This is a genomic window from Pseudomonas sp. FSO-7 (assembly GCF_059579345.1).
On record NZ_CM184193.1, the window covers coordinates 2,578,599 to 2,594,221 of the forward strand.

Genomic DNA, 15,623 nt, shown 5'->3' on the forward strand with positions numbered 1-15,623 from the left:
TATAGGGATTGCCCAACGGTAGATAAGGGGTATTCCCATGTTGCAGAGTATGGTGGTTCTTGATGCAGCGCCTTCCCACCCGCATGCGTCGTCCAGCGGAATCCGTCAGTTGAGCAGTGATCAGATAAAGATGCTCAGGGCTTTCATTCACAAACGAGTGATGAACCCCGATGATGTCGATGATCTGCTGCAATGCGTTTTTCTCGAGGCCTTGCGCAGCGAGCATAAATTTCAACATGCCAGTAAACCGCAGACATGGTTATGTGGCATCGCGCTGAACCTGATCCGCAACCACTTTCGCAAAATGTACCGGCAGCCGTTCCAGGAAAGCTGGGAGGATGAAATGCATTCCGAGCAGGACGGGCATGCCGACATCGGCCATCAGGTGGATGGTCATCGGCAACTGACACGGGTGATCCAGGCGATTGATTGCCTGCCGCCGAACATGCAGAAAGTGCTGGAGGCCTGTCTGGAAATGGATGGCAACTATCAGGACACGGCCAGCAGCCTTGGCGTGCCGATTGGCACCGTACGTTCGCGGCTGTCGCGGGCGCGCGTGCAGCTCAAGCAACAGATAGATCCCTTTGCCTGAGCGAGTCTTTGGATCGCTGTCGGGAACCAACTTTGTTCGCCAACCACACAGTTGCCATCCTTCACTCCCGGATGGCGACTTCCCATGCGAATTTCCAGTTCTCCCTACAGCGGTAACGTGCATCGACCCACTTCTGGTGAACTGGCGGGTGACTTGCCGGTTGCCAGGGCGCCACGTGACAATGGCGGCGGCGTCCAGGCCGGGGTGCAGTTCGGCCTGGACACGGCGGATTCATTGGGCGTGACTCAAAATGCCACGCAGGCGGCAGGATCGTTCCTGAATCAACTGTTCCAGGGTAAAGGGGATACCAAGACCCAGTCGCCGTCATGCGGTTCGCCAAAACAGGTCACCCCCAGCGCTCCGGTTGCGCCTGCCAAAGTTCCGAGCACCGATGCCTCCGACCCCGCCAACGCGCCGAAAGCGGCCGATGCGGCCTTTCTCGATAACTCCGAATTCTCGTCCCCTGAAGCCTTGAAACGCTGGGAACCATTGGTGGCGCATTTGCCGCCCGAGGAGCGTCTGCAAGCAGAAAAGGAGCTCAACCGGCCGATTGCTGCCGCGAGGATGGCCAGGGGCGATGGGCCCGAAGCGGCCCAGGCGATGGCGTTTATCAACGCCAACCCGGCGCTGAAAACGGCGGTGGACGTCGCCCAGGGTGGCGGCAGCGCGGATGGCAAGATCACCAACAAAGACCTCAAGGTGTTCGCCAAGAATATGGAGAAGGCCGCCGACAAGGCAGACAAAGATCTGGCCAGGTATCAAAAGGATAATCCCAACGCCGATCCGCAATCTCTGGAAATGGTGCGCAATGCTTCGTTGATGCAAGCGAACCTGCCACTGGTAACGGCTGCCGATCCCCACAACGCCGTGGGGGCGGCCAACAAGACCAAGGTAGACGGTAATATCAGCGCCGACGACTTGAACGGTTTGTCCAAAAACAACCCCGGGCTCTCGGGGGCGCTCAAGCAATCCTGCAACACGTGGGCACAGCCGGGCTTTCTCGGCCAGCTTGACGAGGCGGGGATGAGCGGGCGCGCCAAGGCCGCACACAGCCCCGACCTGTTGTTCAACGCCAAGAACCTGAGTGAGTGGATCAAGAAGAGTGCCCCCACCAACGGCGGGCAGTTCGCCGGCATGCTCAGCGATGCGGCAACCCTCAATGCAGTGGCCGGCATCGATATCAGCAAGCTTGATGAGAAGGTGTTCACCAAGCCCAAGTCCTACACGGGGGCGCAGAAAGCCGCCGTCATGGTCAAGTTGCAACAGACCCAGCAGAGCGTGATTGCCGGACGCGGCTTGCGCAACACCGAAAAAACCGAGCAGGGCCTGGCCGATAGAATCGCGCAACTACAGGCCGATCCAGACGTGCAGGCGTACCTCAACAAGAGTATTCCCGAGCAGGAACGCGCCCTGGTGGGCAGCGATGCCGCACTGCAAAAAGCGGTGAAAGAACAGGCGAAGAACGTCAACAGCGGCAAGGCGTTGCAAACCGACATGGAGACAGCCGACCGGGCCGTCGACAAACATAACCCCGTAGCCGACTACAGTGACGCCATCAGCGGACTCTCTGCCCAGTTGGAGTTGCAGAAAGACCTGTTTCCGCAAACCAAGGTGCCCAGCGCTGCCGACGTACTGGATCGCCGGGTGGACCTGCACGCGCGAATCGGCGACTCCTATGCGCGTAACTTCAGTGAAGGTGGCGCACTCAAGCAATTGCTCGGACAGAAAAAAGTCGATGCTGATCTGGCCCTGCAAACAGCGGATGCACGCAAGGCTATCTACGACAGTGTGATGCCCAGCGATCTCACTGAAGGCCAGCACGAGAACTATCTGGACGCCACGTTTGCCCAGCTACAGAACTCGAAAAAGGGCCGCAAGCTGCTCGAAGGCAAGACCGATGACGGTGATAAGGGGCCCTCGATGGCGAGCCAGATCGCCGCGCAAATGGGCCCCAAGGCGCTGCAGTCGGTCATGGGCTTCGCCTCGGTCTCCGACATGCTCGCCCACGGCGACAAGCTGGGCGCCGCGCAAACCATTTACGACAGCACCAAACTGGCTGGGCAGGCGGCCAAGGAGGGCGTCGAGGTCGGGGCCAAGCTGCTCGGACGCGAGGCTTCGGGTGGCCTTGGCCGCATGGCGGGTCAACTGGTCGGCCGTGCCGTGGGCATGGTTGCCGGCGAAGCCACCGGCCTTGCTGCCGGGGCCGCGCTGGGGGCGGCGATTCCGGTGATCGGCTGGGCCATCGACGGTGCCATGGCGTTGGGGTTCGGCATCTCGATGATTGTCGACGCCGTGAAGAAGCACAAGGCGCAGAAGGCGTTCGACCATAACGTCGACCCGGTACTGAACCAGTTCGGTATCGCCAAGGCGCATTGATCCATCCGCGGAGATTATTTGATGAGACCCATCGGTGGCCCTGGGCCGCGTTACCAACCACCTGAACCTTTAACGCAGGCCTCGGCTTCGCGACCGACCCAACAGCCGCAGACTCCAACCAACGCTTCGGAAGAAGCGCCTGCGGCGCCGAGGTTGGGCAATCTGCAGCGCTACCCCGGTGGGCGCTATGCCCATCTGGGCGAAGCGATCGTTCACATGAAGGTTGCCGACCCAGGCAAGAAGCGCCAGGGCGAACATGGAGCGAGTGCCGCTACCGCAACACCCGTGGCCATTCCTCAGAATGTTGCTTCATCCTCTCGGCAGACCGCCGGGGGAACGGTTGAAAGCGTTTTCTGCGCAGACCTTGCAGAGTTGGCGAGCAGGAGCGAGAGAACGCATACCTATCTGGCTGATCCCGCCGTAGCTTATGGCCATGCCGCAAAAGTACCTCATGCGATAGGCCATAAGATTCTTGGTGATGCAAAACGGTATATGGAATCGAGACTTCAACCGTATGGGCTGAAACTGGACGATGTGTTGACGAAGGCCACCGATAAACGCCTTGAGATTAATCTCAATTACCTCGAAATGAGGGATTACGTAGGCCGGGAGGGGGTCTGGGTTCAAGCAGATGGCGATCGACTCAGAGAAAAGCTGATGGACAAAGCGGATGCTTACCTCAATCACTTCCTTGCCCTGGACCTGCCCGCGCTTGCTCCACTGGCTGGGTTAAAGAGCAAAAACAGCCTTGGCGTCATGCGCGAGCTGCTTCAGGACGCCCCAGGCCTGGTGATTGGCGAAGCGCACAGCTCCACATCCAGCAAGCGTGTGGTGATCGACAACATTAAAGCGTTGAAGGCCGCCGGCGTGACCACGCTCTACCTTGAGCACCTGTGCGCAGATTCCCATGGCAAGGCTCTGGACGATTATCTGGCGGCGCCCAAAGGCAGCCCGATGCCTGCCAGGTTGAAGGTCTACCTCGACACGCTGACCATGGGCAATCTGCCTCCCAATGCAAAAAAACCTGCGCAGGGTTTCACCGAGCTGGTCCAGGCGGCGAAGGAGGGCGGGTTGAACATCATCCCACTTGATACTGCCGAAACCTATGCCACGTCAGAGGCCTCCGGCAATACGCGCACCAAAGTGATGAACTACTATGCCGCAGAAAAAATACGGTTGAGCAAACCCGAAGGCAAATGGATTGCTTTCGTTGGTTCTACACATGCCACCACTTTCAAGGAGGTGCCGGGGCTTGCGCAGTTGCACGGGGTCAGGAGTTTGATTGTGGATGATTTCGGCAGTAAGTCCCGGGGGGCGGAGATTGAGGTAAATGTGAAGGGCTATGGCGAGGAGATTAATCCGGATGTGGTGATGTCTTATAAGGTTTGATGGGCAGGTGCTGCTGACTATTGAAAACCTCCAGGTTGGGCTGGTTTAGCGAACTCCAGGGAGGTGAGTGAACGGGTGCTAAGCCAAGTCCAGCGTTCCTGACTGCTGAACGTGAATGGCATGGCGAAGAAAAGCAGCCGCTACGGGACTGTGGTTGTCAAAAGGTCGGTCGCTCTCCTTGGAATCCCTCTTGAGACACCCCAAAAACAGGTCCAGAATCAAGACTTTTCCTGCTCCGGCAAGAAAATAAACCCCGCTCCAATTATTGTTCTATTGGCCTCCATTGAAGTCTGTAGAAATTGAAAAAAGAGACTTCGGTCTCTTTTTTTGTTTCCGGTAAGTTCCACTCGATACCACGACTAGCCGCTCCGTTTCACCTAGTCTCATTCCTCGCATTCGATCGATCCGTTCAGCTACCTGGTAAGCCGCCTCCAACTCCGAGCAGCCGGTGTTCTGCATGATTCTCCAACGTTCGGCTTTTTCCTCTGGCTCCGTCATAGCCAGGGCGAGGTAAAGACTCGGCGGCACGGCTCGAAACAGCGTTTCGAGCTTCTTCGACGTATCCGTCCGGCCAACACACCTTCCTGACGCAACCGCCGAAGGCCACACTGCGCTTATCTGTTCGCCAACCGCCGCGCCACCCGCATGAAAGTCCTGGTGCACGACGGGTTGGGCATCTGGTTAGCGGCGCGTCGGCTCCACCAAGGCAAATTCGCTTGGCCTGGCACGCGCCACGGTTCACAAATGGAGCTGAGTGCCGAACTCGCGGTCTGACTTTCCACGCTGAAAAAATCCAAAGTAACATGCGGACACATACCAGCATCCCCTTACCCAAAAATCAGCTCCCGCTGATGGCGGCTGATTCTGCAAGACTGCATCCTTGAACCCATGTCAACTAAGAGGTGTAGGTTCCCTCTCTCGGCTTTGCCGTGCGTTCGACATGTTACGTGCCGCTCCCAGGAAGGAAGCCCGTGTTCGGTTGTCTATGTGCCCCTACATAGCTCAGCCGAACATGGGGTCCCTGCGACTCGCGGGGATGGCAGTTTTGTGCCGCTCCTAGGAAAGGAGTCCATGGTCTGTTGTTTATGTACCCCTACATAGCTCGACCGAACATGGGTCCCCGCTACTTGCGGGGATGGCTTTTTTTGTTTTTTCGGTAATCCGTGAAGAACCTTTTTCACGCAGCTATCAAGAGACAGGCGCCGGAAAATCCGTCACGTCACTGTGCAATATCCTGCGGGGCAGTCGCTAACCAGGCGGCATGTGACGATGGAAGACGGATGCTGCTGGCCTGTTATTGGTGCTAGCAATGCAAAAGCAATGTACGGCAGGGAAGGATAGTCGAGCTGGCATTTAATCACCCGAAGCGGATGTTCAATCTTCGTATGCGTCCGGGCTTTGCAATAGTCGAATTTCCGTTGGCCTTGTAGTTCAGGCTGCGCTGACTCATCTATACATCAATGTGGCGGCCAGCGAGCGAGGGTGCATCCAGCACATCTCAGGACTTGTTCGGAGAGTCCAAGACACCCCTTGCAAGAGAAAATCTGAAGGAATTTAAGAAGGGCTGCCGATACAGGTGATGTCCTGATATCGCCTGGGCTCCTTCGTGAAGAACCGTTTAAACCTCTATCTCTAATCCATCGAGTTTGTCACGTGAGCCTTCTGAATCAGTCCAAATTCTCGACCAAGCTTTTGTCCTCGTTCGTCATTTGCGCCCTGATCACCCTAGCCGTTGGTGGGGTGGGAATGGTGGGGATCAATCGTTTGGCCGCTGCACTGTCGTTGACCTTTTCCAACAACCTGGTTTCAGCGAGCAACACCGGCGAGGCCTTGATCAGTCTGACCAATCATAATCGCGGGCTCTATCAGTTGCTCGACGCTCAGATCAGCGACCTGCCCGAAGCGGACAGAATGCTTGTTCGCCAGGCCCTGACGACGGATTTGGCCCGCGCAGAAAAGGCCTTTGCGACCTACCGTACCACGCCCATGGAGGCGGATGAGCAGGCCGCGGGGGACAGGTACGAAGAACTGTGGCCCACTTATGTGGTAAGTGCCCAGAAAGTCATTGAGTTGATGGACGCCGGCGATGTTGCTCAGGCACGCACTCGTTTGCACGCGCTGTCGGCGGGCGCGTTCAAGAGTGCCCGCGAGTACCTACGGGTCATGATCGACTCGACCAATCGACAGATCAAAGAACGTGCTGAAGACGCCCGGGAACTCGAAGCCAGTTCCAGGCTGATGTTGCTGGTCGGGATCGGGGTCGCCTTTCTGGTGGCCGTCGCTCTGGGCATTCTAAGTACGCGAATGATCACTCGCCCACTAGCAGTGGCGGTCGCTAGTGCCCGGCGCATTGCCAGTGGCGATCTGACCCAAAGCATTTCCACTACCCGTGGCGATGAAGCGGGGCAACTGCTTAATGCCTTGGCGGACATGCAGGGCGGTTTGAGGCGCACCATTCAGCAGATCGCCAACGCTTCGAATCAGTTGTCCTCGGCCTCCGAAGATCTGAGCGCTGTGACCGAGGAGAGTACCCGGGGTCTGACGCGGCAAAATGACGAAATCCAGCAGGCGGCCACGGCTGTCAATGAAATGACCGCGGCAGTCGAGGAGGTGGCGCGCAACGCTGTGTCGACTTCCGAGGCCTCTAAAGCCGCGACCGAAGACGCCGCTCATGGCCGCAGTCGGGTCGACCAGACGTTCATGGGCATCAGCACCATGGTGGAAGAGATCACCGTGTCGACCGAGACGGTGACCGAGCTGGCTGGACACATTCTGGAAGTCAGCAAGGTGCTGGACGTGATCCGTAGCATCGCCGAACAAACTAACCTGCTGGCGCTCAACGCTGCCATTGAAGCCGCCCGTGCTGGCGAACAGGGACGTGGGTTTGCGGTGGTGGCCGATGAAGTACGCGCGCTCGCTCACCGCACCCAAGCCTCGACCGTCGAAATCGAAGGCATGATCAGTACCGTGCAATCGGGTGCTGATGGAGCCGTCGTTGCTATGGGCAAGAGTCTGTCGCTGGCCACCAACACCCAGAAACTGGCCCAGAGCGCCGGAGCGGCGCTGGAGAAAATTACAGACAGGGCCGTGACCATCAACGAGCGCAATCTGGTGATCGCTTCGGCGTCCGAAGAACAGGCCCAGGTCGCCCGTGAGGTGGACCGTAATCTGCTGAATATCCAGGGCCTCTCGACCCAGACCGCTGCGGGTGCCAACCAGACCAGCGCCTCCAGCCAGGAACTGTCGCGGCTGGCCGGGTCCTTCAATGTCCTGGTAGCGCAGTTCAAGCTTTAAGGTTCTGAGCACTGTTTCACGTCGCCCAGCGGCCCATGTCCATTGGCATCATGCGGTTGGGCGTGGCGATGTCGGAACGCGAGAAGCGGGGCGGGGGAAGCGCGGGGGGGGGCTAACGGCCAGCGCTGCTTGGATAGACGGGGCATCGGTTGTCTGGGCACGGCCTCGCCGAGTTCTCTTGACCAGCAATCATCCGAGGGCGATTCATCGAGCGCTGGTTGGCACGGGCACGCCACATGGCCTGCGCGGTCAGCCACAGCACGCCGTGCTCAATGTAGGGCAATCCTTACTGCCGACTCCAAAATGCTCACTCAAAAACCAGCAGGGTCTGATAGCTGATCGTTGGTTATAACCTACATCATGACTACTGGCATTCTGCCGTAAATCTTTCGACGCATAGCGAGCGATACCGGTATCCCCCAGCGACCCGATCAATATGTGGCGGATCCGTATCGAGCATGGCATTCGATCATGCCGTGGTCCGCGCATCTTTCCAGTTTTCGTCGCCTGGCGATTCCGCGTGTCGCCTGCACCCTGGTGACAGGGGGGCGGGCGTCCATGGCAGGCGCGACTATGTTGGCTCGGAAAAGTCAGGTCTATTAAAGGTAGTAAGAAATGAAGAGTGTTTCCGTTGCGACGAAGCTGGGCTTGGGCTTCGCATCCGTTATATCAATCACTTTGATTATCGCGTTGGTCGGTTTGGCGAGTGGCAATAACATCAACACCATGCTCAACGAAATGTACGCCAATAACCTGACCCCTATCAAAGACGTGGCGAATGCCAACATGCAGGCCATTTACCATAACCGTGGGCTTTATGACTACCTGATTTCCGACAAGGCCGAGCAGGACAAGATTGTCGAGAACATGGAAAAAAATAAAGTACGGATGGCTGAGCTACTCGATAAATATAAAAAGACCTATCTGACTGATCGCGAAAAGGATCTGCTGAAGAAATTTGATACCGCCTGGGGCCCTTATGAGTCTTCGGCTAAGAAGGTCTTGATCCTCGCGCAAACCGATAACCTGAAAGCTACGGATCTCATGAATAACGAGACCACGCAGTTGTTTCAGGTCGTTGATGATCTGTTGTCAGATATCGTCGATTTCAACGACCAGTTGGCTAAAGAGGCTTACGATCAAAGTGATGTGGCCGCAAACAGAGCGCAGCAGATTCTCATCGGTCTGCTGATTGCTGCGGTATTGGTTTCAGTCTTGATCGCCTTCTTTATTACCCGTGGTTTACTCAGGCAGTTAGGCGGCGAGCCGGCGTTTGCGGCGCAGGTGCTGTCCAGGGTTGCAGCGGGGGATCTCGGTGTAACGATACCTTTGCGCAACAACGATACCAGCAGCATGCTCGCCGCAATGAAGAGCATGGTAGAGAAGCTTTCACAAATCATCGGCGAGGTGCGTGGATCGGCCAATGCCTTGACCAGCGCCTCCGAGGAGGTTTCCGCTACCGCACAGTCCTTGAGTCAGGCCTCCAGCGAGCAGGCAGCCAGCGTCGAGGAAACCTCGGCCTCGGTCGAGCAGATGTCCGCTTCCATCGAGCAAAACACCGCAAACGCCCGGGTCACCGACGGTATGGCGGGCAACGCGGCCAAACAGGCCGTTGAAGGCGGCGTGGCGGTCAAGGACACGGTCAGCGCGATGAAGAGCATCGCGGAAAGGATCGGCATCATCGATGACATCGCCTACCAGACCAACCTGCTCGCGCTCAATGCCGCCATCGAGGCCGCCCGTGCCGGTGAACATGGCAAAGGCTTTGCCGTGGTCGCCGCCGAGGTGCGCAAGCTGGCTGAGCGCAGCCAGGTCGCCGCCCAGGAAATCGGTGAGGTAGCCAAAGGCTCGGTGGCCCTGGCCGAGCGTGCCGGCAGCTTGCTCGACGAGATTGTTCCCGGCATTGCCAAGACCAGCGACCTGGTCCAGGAAATTGCCGCCGCATCCGCCGAACAATCTTCCGGCGTGGGCCAGATCAATACGGCGATGAATCAGCTCAACCAGATCACCCAGCAAAACGCCTCTGCCTCAGAGGAACTGGCCGCCACCGCCGAGGAAATGAGTGGACAGGCCGAGCAGTTGCAGCAACTGATGAGTTTTTTCAGCCTCACGGGCCACGGTGAACATGAGCGCGGCGCGCCTCTCTTGACTGCCTCTGCCAGGTCCAGGGCGGTTACCCAGCTGCCGGCCATCAGCCGCTTGGCTGAAACTGGTAATTCGGCGGTGCCGAGCGGTTTCGTGCGTTTCCAGGAGTGACACCGTGGGACAGTCGATCAAGCTGGACAATCACGTAGCCTCCCTACAGACCCGACAGTATCTGACCTTCACCCTGGCCGGCGAGCAGTTTGCCGTGGGCACGCTGAGCGTGAAGGAAATCATTGAGTACGGTGAACTCACCGGTGTGCCGATGATGCCGCCCAGCATCCGCGGCGTGATCAATCTGCGTGGGGCCGTGGTGCCGGTGATCGATCTGGAGGTGCGCTTCGGTGGGCGGCCGGCCGAAGTCGGTCGGCGCACCTGCATCGTCATCCTCGAAGTGGATCGTGGCGATCAGCAACAGGTCATCGGTGTATTGGTCGATGCAGTAAACGAGGTGTTGGAAATCAATCTGTCGGACATCGAGCCGCCACCGGCCTTCGGCGAGCATGTGCGCACCGATTTCATCCAGGGAATGGGCAAGGTCGACGGCCGTCTGGTCATTCTTCTGGACATCGGCCGGGTGCTTTCCGTGGGTGAACTCGCTGCGTTGAATGAGTTGAGCGAGGCGCTTGAGTTCGGAGAGTCGGATAGTTGACTTCTAAAGTTCGTATGAGCATTTCGGCGCGCCTGATGATCGCGGTTACGTTCCCTATCGCGTTGTCAATGATCGGTGGTGGGTTCTTCGTGGGGCTGCATGAAATCGACGTCGCCCACGCGGACCTCAAGCTTTTGAACGAGGAAAAGCTCAAGAGCGTGGAAGAGCTTCTGCAAGTCACCGACACGCTGCTGCGCGACCGTGTGAAGAATGGGATGCGTTTATTGCAAGAGCGCAGTACGTCGATGGGCAGCGCAAGCCTGGGCTCGGATGTCCTGGTCGACAATGTCGCGGTTCCCGACTTGCTGCTCGGAGGGCATCCCCAGGCCAGCGACTTCCGTATCGTCGACTCTGTAGCCGCCGATATGGGGGGGGGCAGCGCGACCTTGTTCGCCAGGAACGGCGAAGATTTCGTGCGCATTTCCACCAACGTCATGCTCGATGATGGGCGGCGGGCGATCGGCACTCGACTGGACCCGAAAGGCAAGGCCATAGCAGCCATCCGCCAGGGGCAAGCGTTCTATGGCCTGGTCGACGTGCTCGGTCATCCCTATCTGGCTGGGTATGAACCGGTCTTCGACGCGCGCGGCGCAGTCATCGGTAGCTGGTATGTCGGTTACAAGATCGAGCTGCAAGCGCTCCGTGAAGCCGTAGGGCGCACCAAGGTCTTGGACAGTGGTTTCATGGCGGTGCTGGATGAAAACAACCGGGTTCTGTTCCGTTCGAAAAACGTCAGCGCCGAGCAGGTGCTCGCTGTGGTCGATGACACTGACGGTGAAGATTGGCAGATCGACACACGCACGTTCGACAAGTGGCCATTTCATCTGATCATGGCTTACCCCAAGGCTGAAGGTGACCGGCAGGGTAACGCGGCGTTCCTGTGTATTGCGGTGAGCGGTGTCCTGTTGTGCCTGTTGGTGATTGCCGTGCTGCAAGTGCTGGTCTCGCGCATGCTCAGCCGCCCCTTGAGTCGGGCGGTCAGTGTGGCCCACCGTCTGGCTGATGGCGACTTGACGATGAAAATCGATGTCACCAGTACGGATGAGGTGGGGCAATTGCTGTCCGCGTTGCAACGTATGCTCAAGCAGCATGTGCAGGTTATCGGCGAAGTACGGGCCGCTGTGAGTATCTTGTCGAGTTCCTCGGAAGAGCTTGCAAGCACTGCCCAGAGCATGAGCCAGGCGAGCGACGAGCAGGCGGCGAGCATGAGCAGGACCGAGGCGTCGACCCAACAGGTCTCGGCCTCGATTCTGCGCAACCGGAGCAACGCCAAAGTGACCGAAGACATCGCGCTCGCTGTCGCCAGGGAAGCCGGGGAGGGCGATCGCGCGGTGAAGGAGACATTGCAGGCGATGAAAAGCATCGCAGAAAGGATCGGCATCATCGATGACATCGCCTATCAGACTGACCTGCTCGCCCTGAATGCCGCCATCGAGGCGGCGCGTGCCGGCGTGCATGGTAAGGGCTTTGCCGTGGTGGCCGGCGAAGTGCGCAAGCTGGCCGAGCGCAGCCAGGTTGCGGCTCAGGAGATCGGTGAGGTGGCAAAGGACAGCGTGGCATTGGCCGAGCGTGCCGGCAGTCTGCTGGACGAGATCGTTCCCGGCATCGCGAAAACCAGCGTTCTGGTCCAGGAGATCGCTGCCGCTTCCGAAGAGCAGTCCTTCGGCGTGGGTCAGATCAGCTCGGCCATGAATCAGCTCAACCAGATTACCCATCAGAACGTTTCGGCCTCCGGAGCGCTGGCGGCCATGGCCGAGGAAATGAGTGGCCAGGCCGAGCGATTGCAGCGATTGATGGGGTTTTTCACGCTTGAGGTTCACCACGAGCGTGCGCGGCCGGGAGCGATGCCATGAGCTCATTGATTGACGCCGGCAACCTGGTGTTCTGGTTACTTGCGTCCCTGGCGCTAGGCATCGTGATATTCGTCGTCTTGAGCATTCGCCACCGGTCGGAGCGGCGCATCGACAGCCAGGCAAGTGTTCCAACTGCGCCGCTGGTCGATGCCGGGTCCGACGACCTTGAGCGCTTCAATCGATACGCGATCGAACAACTCAGCGCTATCTCGCAAGTGCTTGCGACAAAGCACCTCGAGATGCCCTCTAACGGGCAAGAGGACGGCGATTCCCGTCGTCATGTGGGTTATGGGGCCATCGGCGAGCAACCTGATGTTCGGTTACACATGGAACTCAGTGAACTTGACGAAAAAGTGCGCCAGCTGAACGGGCTCGCTGCTCGATTGCTTGATACAGAGCAGCTCTTTGTCGATATGGACAGGGGGGCATTGCCGACCGCCGACACAATTGTCGCCAACAATCACTACCTCTTTTTTACACTTGGGGGCGAGCGGTTCGCGGTGAGTGCATCCAGCGTCGAAACGATCGTCGGAGCCGCTCGAATCGTTGCCGGGTCCGGTCTATCGAAGCGGTTGCGTCGGGCGATCAGAGTTCGCGATGCGCTGGTGCCGGTAATCGACTTGGGTTCACATTTTGGTGGGCCGCCGATAGAGATCGGCCCAGGCACCAGCATCGTCATCTTCGAAGTGATGCGCGACGACGGCATGCAGTCGATCGGTGTTCTGGTCGATGCGGTTGTCAACGTGCTGCCGATCCCTGCGCAGGACATCCAGTCGCCGGCAACATCGAACGGCGGAATTGCGAGCGATTTCATCCGCGGCACCGTCACGATCGACAACCAGGGCGTCACCTTGCTGGATATCGGGCAAGGCCTTTCTGCCAATGAGTTCCTCGCCCTCGGCCCAAGGAGACCTGAAAATGAATAATCCGGTGCTCTCCGATAAAGAGTTCCAGCAGTTTCGCGGCATGATCTTCGAGATCGCCGGAATCAGTATGTCCGATGCCAAGAAACCGCTGATCAGCGGTCGTCTGGCCAAGCGCGTCCGCCAGCATGGCTTGTCCGACTATGGCGAATACTTTCGCCTGCTGATGAGCGAGCGCGCCGAACTGCAGGTCGCGGTGGACCTGTTGACCACCAATGAAACCTACTTTTTTCGCGAACCGAAGCATTTCGACTTCCTTCGTGAACGGATCCTGCCGGAGTTGCTCGACCGTTCCAACTTGCGTGTCTGGAGTGGCGCCTGCTCTTCCGGCGAGGAGCCCTACAGCATTGCCATGACCTTGGCCGACGCCCTCGGCAATCGCCCCTGGGAATTGCTCGCCTCGGACCTCAGCACGCGGATGCTGGAAAAGGCCCGCGCGGGCTTGTACGACATTGCCGATGCGGAAAACATTCCACGGCCGCTGTTGATCAGACATTGCCTCAAGGGGGTTGGCGAGCACGCCGATAAGTTGCTGATAGATCCGGCGTTGCGCAACCGCCTGCGTTTCCAGCAGATCAATCTGAATTCAGCGTTGCCGCAGTTGGGTGAGTTCGAGGTGATTTTCCTGCGTAACGTAATGATCTATTTCGACCTCGAAACCAAGCGTCAAGTAGTGCGGCGCATGCTGCCGCTGCTCAAGCCGGGCGGCTATTTCATCGTCAGTCACTCGGAGAGCCTGAACGGTGTCTGCGACGAGCTTAAAGTCGTGGCCCCTTCCATCTACCGCAAGCCTCATGCGTAGGCCCGACGGCTTCATCGAGATCTTTTTGCAGCCGGGCGATTTGTATTTTGGCGATCGCTACACGCGCATCCGGACATTGCTGGGCTCCTGTGTATCCCTGGTGGTCTGGCATCCCAGGCTGCTGATCGGCGGCATGTGCCACTTCATGCTGCCGACCCGGCCGCACCCGCCAACCGGGGAGCTGGACGGCCGTTATGGCGACGAAGCCATTGAGTTGATGCTGCGTGAAGCTCGCGCTTACGGTGTCTCGCCCTCGGAATTCCGCATCCAGTTATTCGGCGGCGGCAACATGTTTCCCTCTATCGGTAGGCACAAGGACAAGCACGTGGGCAAGAAGAACGTCGACGCTGCCAGGCAATTGCTTCAGGTTCATGGTTTGACGTGCAGCGGCACCCATGTGGAGGGGGTCGGGCACCGCAACCTGATCTTCGACCTGTGGAGCGGCCATGTCTCGCTCAAGCATGTTTCCCCGGCGCTGGATCCGCGTCAGGAGAGGCGTGCATGACACCCATCAAGGTCATGATCGTCGATGACTCCGCCGTGGTGCGTCAGGTGCTGTCGACCGTGCTCGCCGCACAGCCGGGGATCGAGGTGATCGGCGTGGCCATTGATCCGCTGTTTGCTTTGGAAAAGATGCAACGTCAATGGCCCGACGTGCTGGTGCTGGACGTGGAGATGCCACGCATGGACGGCATCACGTTTCTAAGGAAACTGATGGTCGAGCGACCGACGCCGGTGGTGATCTGTTCCACGCTGACCGAGGCCGGGGCGCAGACAACCTTGCAAGCGCTGGCGGAAGGGGCGGTGGGCATCGTTAGTAAGCCCAGGCTGGGGCTCAAGCAATTTCTCCACGATTGCGTCGACGAACTGGTCCAGGCGATTCAGAGCGCGGCGCGGGCCAACCTGCGTCGGCTGGGCCCCCAGGCTGCCATCAAATTGTCCGCCGACGCGATCCTGCCGGCCACAAGCCTGGCGATGGCACGGACCACCGAGACGCTGGTGGCCATCGGCACCTCTACCGGCGGCACCCAGGCGTTGGAGGCAATACTTACCCGCCTGCCGCTGGTCTGTCCGGGGCTGGTCATTGTCCAGCACATGCCGGAACGCTTCACCGCCGCCTTCGCCGAGCGGCTGAATCGGCTGTGTCGAATCGAGGTGCTGGAGGCGCGCAACGGCGACCGGGTCATGCCGGGGCGGGCGCTGATCGCTCCCGGTGGGCGGCACATGCTGCTCACACGAAGTGGTGCCCAGTACCAGGTGGAGGTTCGCGACGGCCCGCCGGTCAGTCGGCACCGCCCTTCGGTCGACGTGCTGTTTCGCTCCACTGCCCGTGCGGCCGGCAGCAACGCGCTGGGGATCATCATGACCGGCATGGGCGATGACGGTGCGCGCGGCCTGAAGGAAATGCGCGAGGCCGGTGCTCGAACCCTGGCCCAGGATGAGGACAGCTGCGTCGTTTTCGGCATGCCGAAGGAGGCGTTCAAGCTGGGCGCGGTGGAGCGCATGCTGCCCCTCGATGAAATCCCCGCGGCGATCCTCGCCGGCATGACGGGTTGGCGATGAATGCCGGCTTTCCAGGAACCCATTCACACGATGGGCA

The 15,623-nt window shown here is 58.9% G+C and carries 9 protein-coding genes and 5 pseudogenes; all 14 read left to right on the forward strand.

The window, feature by feature from the left end; translation table 11 throughout:
• Positions 1–37: 37 nt before the first annotated feature.
• The 14 genes and pseudogenes from AC515T_RS11430 (at position 38) to AC515T_RS11495 (ending at position 15,586) form a co-directional block, all read left to right on the forward strand.
• Positions 38–592, forward strand: a complete 555-nt coding sequence (locus AC515T_RS11430; protein WP_496532554.1) for an RNA polymerase sigma factor — start codon at positions 38–40, stop codon at positions 590–592.
• A gap of 84 nt (positions 593–676) precedes the next feature.
• Positions 677–2,968, forward strand: a complete 2,292-nt coding sequence (locus AC515T_RS11435) for a type III effector HrpK domain-containing protein (RefSeq protein WP_496532555.1) — start codon at positions 677–679, stop codon at positions 2,966–2,968.
• A 216-nt stretch (positions 2,969–3,184) separates the two neighbouring features.
• Positions 3,185–4,357: a membrane-targeted effector domain-containing toxin gene (locus AC515T_RS11440; protein ID WP_496532556.1), complete on the forward strand. Its 1,173-nt coding sequence runs from the start codon at positions 3,185–3,187 to the stop codon at positions 4,355–4,357.
• Positions 4,358–4,969: 612 nt separating this feature from the next.
• A pseudogene (gene tnpB, locus AC515T_RS11445) lies at positions 4,970–5,131 on the forward strand (IS66 family insertion sequence element accessory protein TnpB); the annotation flags it as partial.
• A gap of 879 nt (positions 5,132–6,010) precedes the next feature.
• Positions 6,011–6,793, forward strand: a pseudogene (locus AC515T_RS11450) (MCP four helix bundle domain-containing protein); the annotation flags it as partial.
• 258 nt (positions 6,794–7,051) lie between these two features.
• A pseudogene (locus AC515T_RS11455) lies at positions 7,052–7,651 on the forward strand (methyl-accepting chemotaxis protein); the annotation flags it as partial.
• Between the two features lie 615 nt (positions 7,652–8,266).
• Positions 8,267–9,907: a methyl-accepting chemotaxis protein gene (locus AC515T_RS11460; protein WP_496532557.1), complete on the forward strand. Its 1,641-nt coding sequence runs from the start codon at positions 8,267–8,269 to the stop codon at positions 9,905–9,907.
• Between the two features lie 4 nt (positions 9,908–9,911).
• Entirely contained in the window at positions 9,912–10,445 is a 534-nt protein-coding gene (locus tag AC515T_RS11465; RefSeq protein WP_496532558.1) for a chemotaxis protein CheW, read from the forward strand.
• Positions 10,446–10,513: 68 nt separating this feature from the next.
• Positions 10,514–11,191: pseudogene (locus AC515T_RS11470) on the forward strand (Cache 3/Cache 2 fusion domain-containing protein); the annotation flags it as partial.
• 183 nt (positions 11,192–11,374) lie between these two features.
• Positions 11,375–12,298, forward strand: a pseudogene (locus AC515T_RS11475) (methyl-accepting chemotaxis protein); the annotation flags it as partial.
• Positions 12,295–13,224 carry a chemotaxis protein CheW gene (locus AC515T_RS11480; RefSeq protein WP_496532559.1) on the forward strand — a complete coding sequence of 310 codons (930 nt, stop codon included), beginning with the start codon at positions 12,295–12,297 and terminating at the stop codon, positions 13,222–13,224. The pseudogene AC515T_RS11475 and the gene AC515T_RS11480, both read left to right, overlap by 4 nt.
• A complete protein-coding gene (locus AC515T_RS11485; RefSeq protein ID WP_496532560.1) occupies positions 13,217–14,023 on the forward strand; it encodes a CheR family methyltransferase in 807 nt (268 codons plus the stop codon). Before AC515T_RS11480 ends, AC515T_RS11485 begins: the two co-directional genes overlap by 8 nt.
• Entirely contained in the window at positions 14,016–14,528 is a 513-nt protein-coding gene (locus tag AC515T_RS11490; RefSeq protein WP_496532561.1) for a chemotaxis protein CheD, read from the forward strand. The genes AC515T_RS11485 and AC515T_RS11490 overlap by 8 nt, the downstream gene beginning before the upstream one ends.
• Positions 14,525–15,586 (forward strand): protein-glutamate methylesterase/protein-glutamine glutaminase, encoded by a 1,062-nt coding sequence (locus AC515T_RS11495; protein ID WP_496532562.1) that lies wholly within the window; start codon positions 14,525–14,527, stop codon positions 15,584–15,586. The genes AC515T_RS11490 and AC515T_RS11495 overlap by 4 nt, the downstream gene beginning before the upstream one ends.
• Positions 15,587–15,623 lie beyond the last annotated feature (37 nt).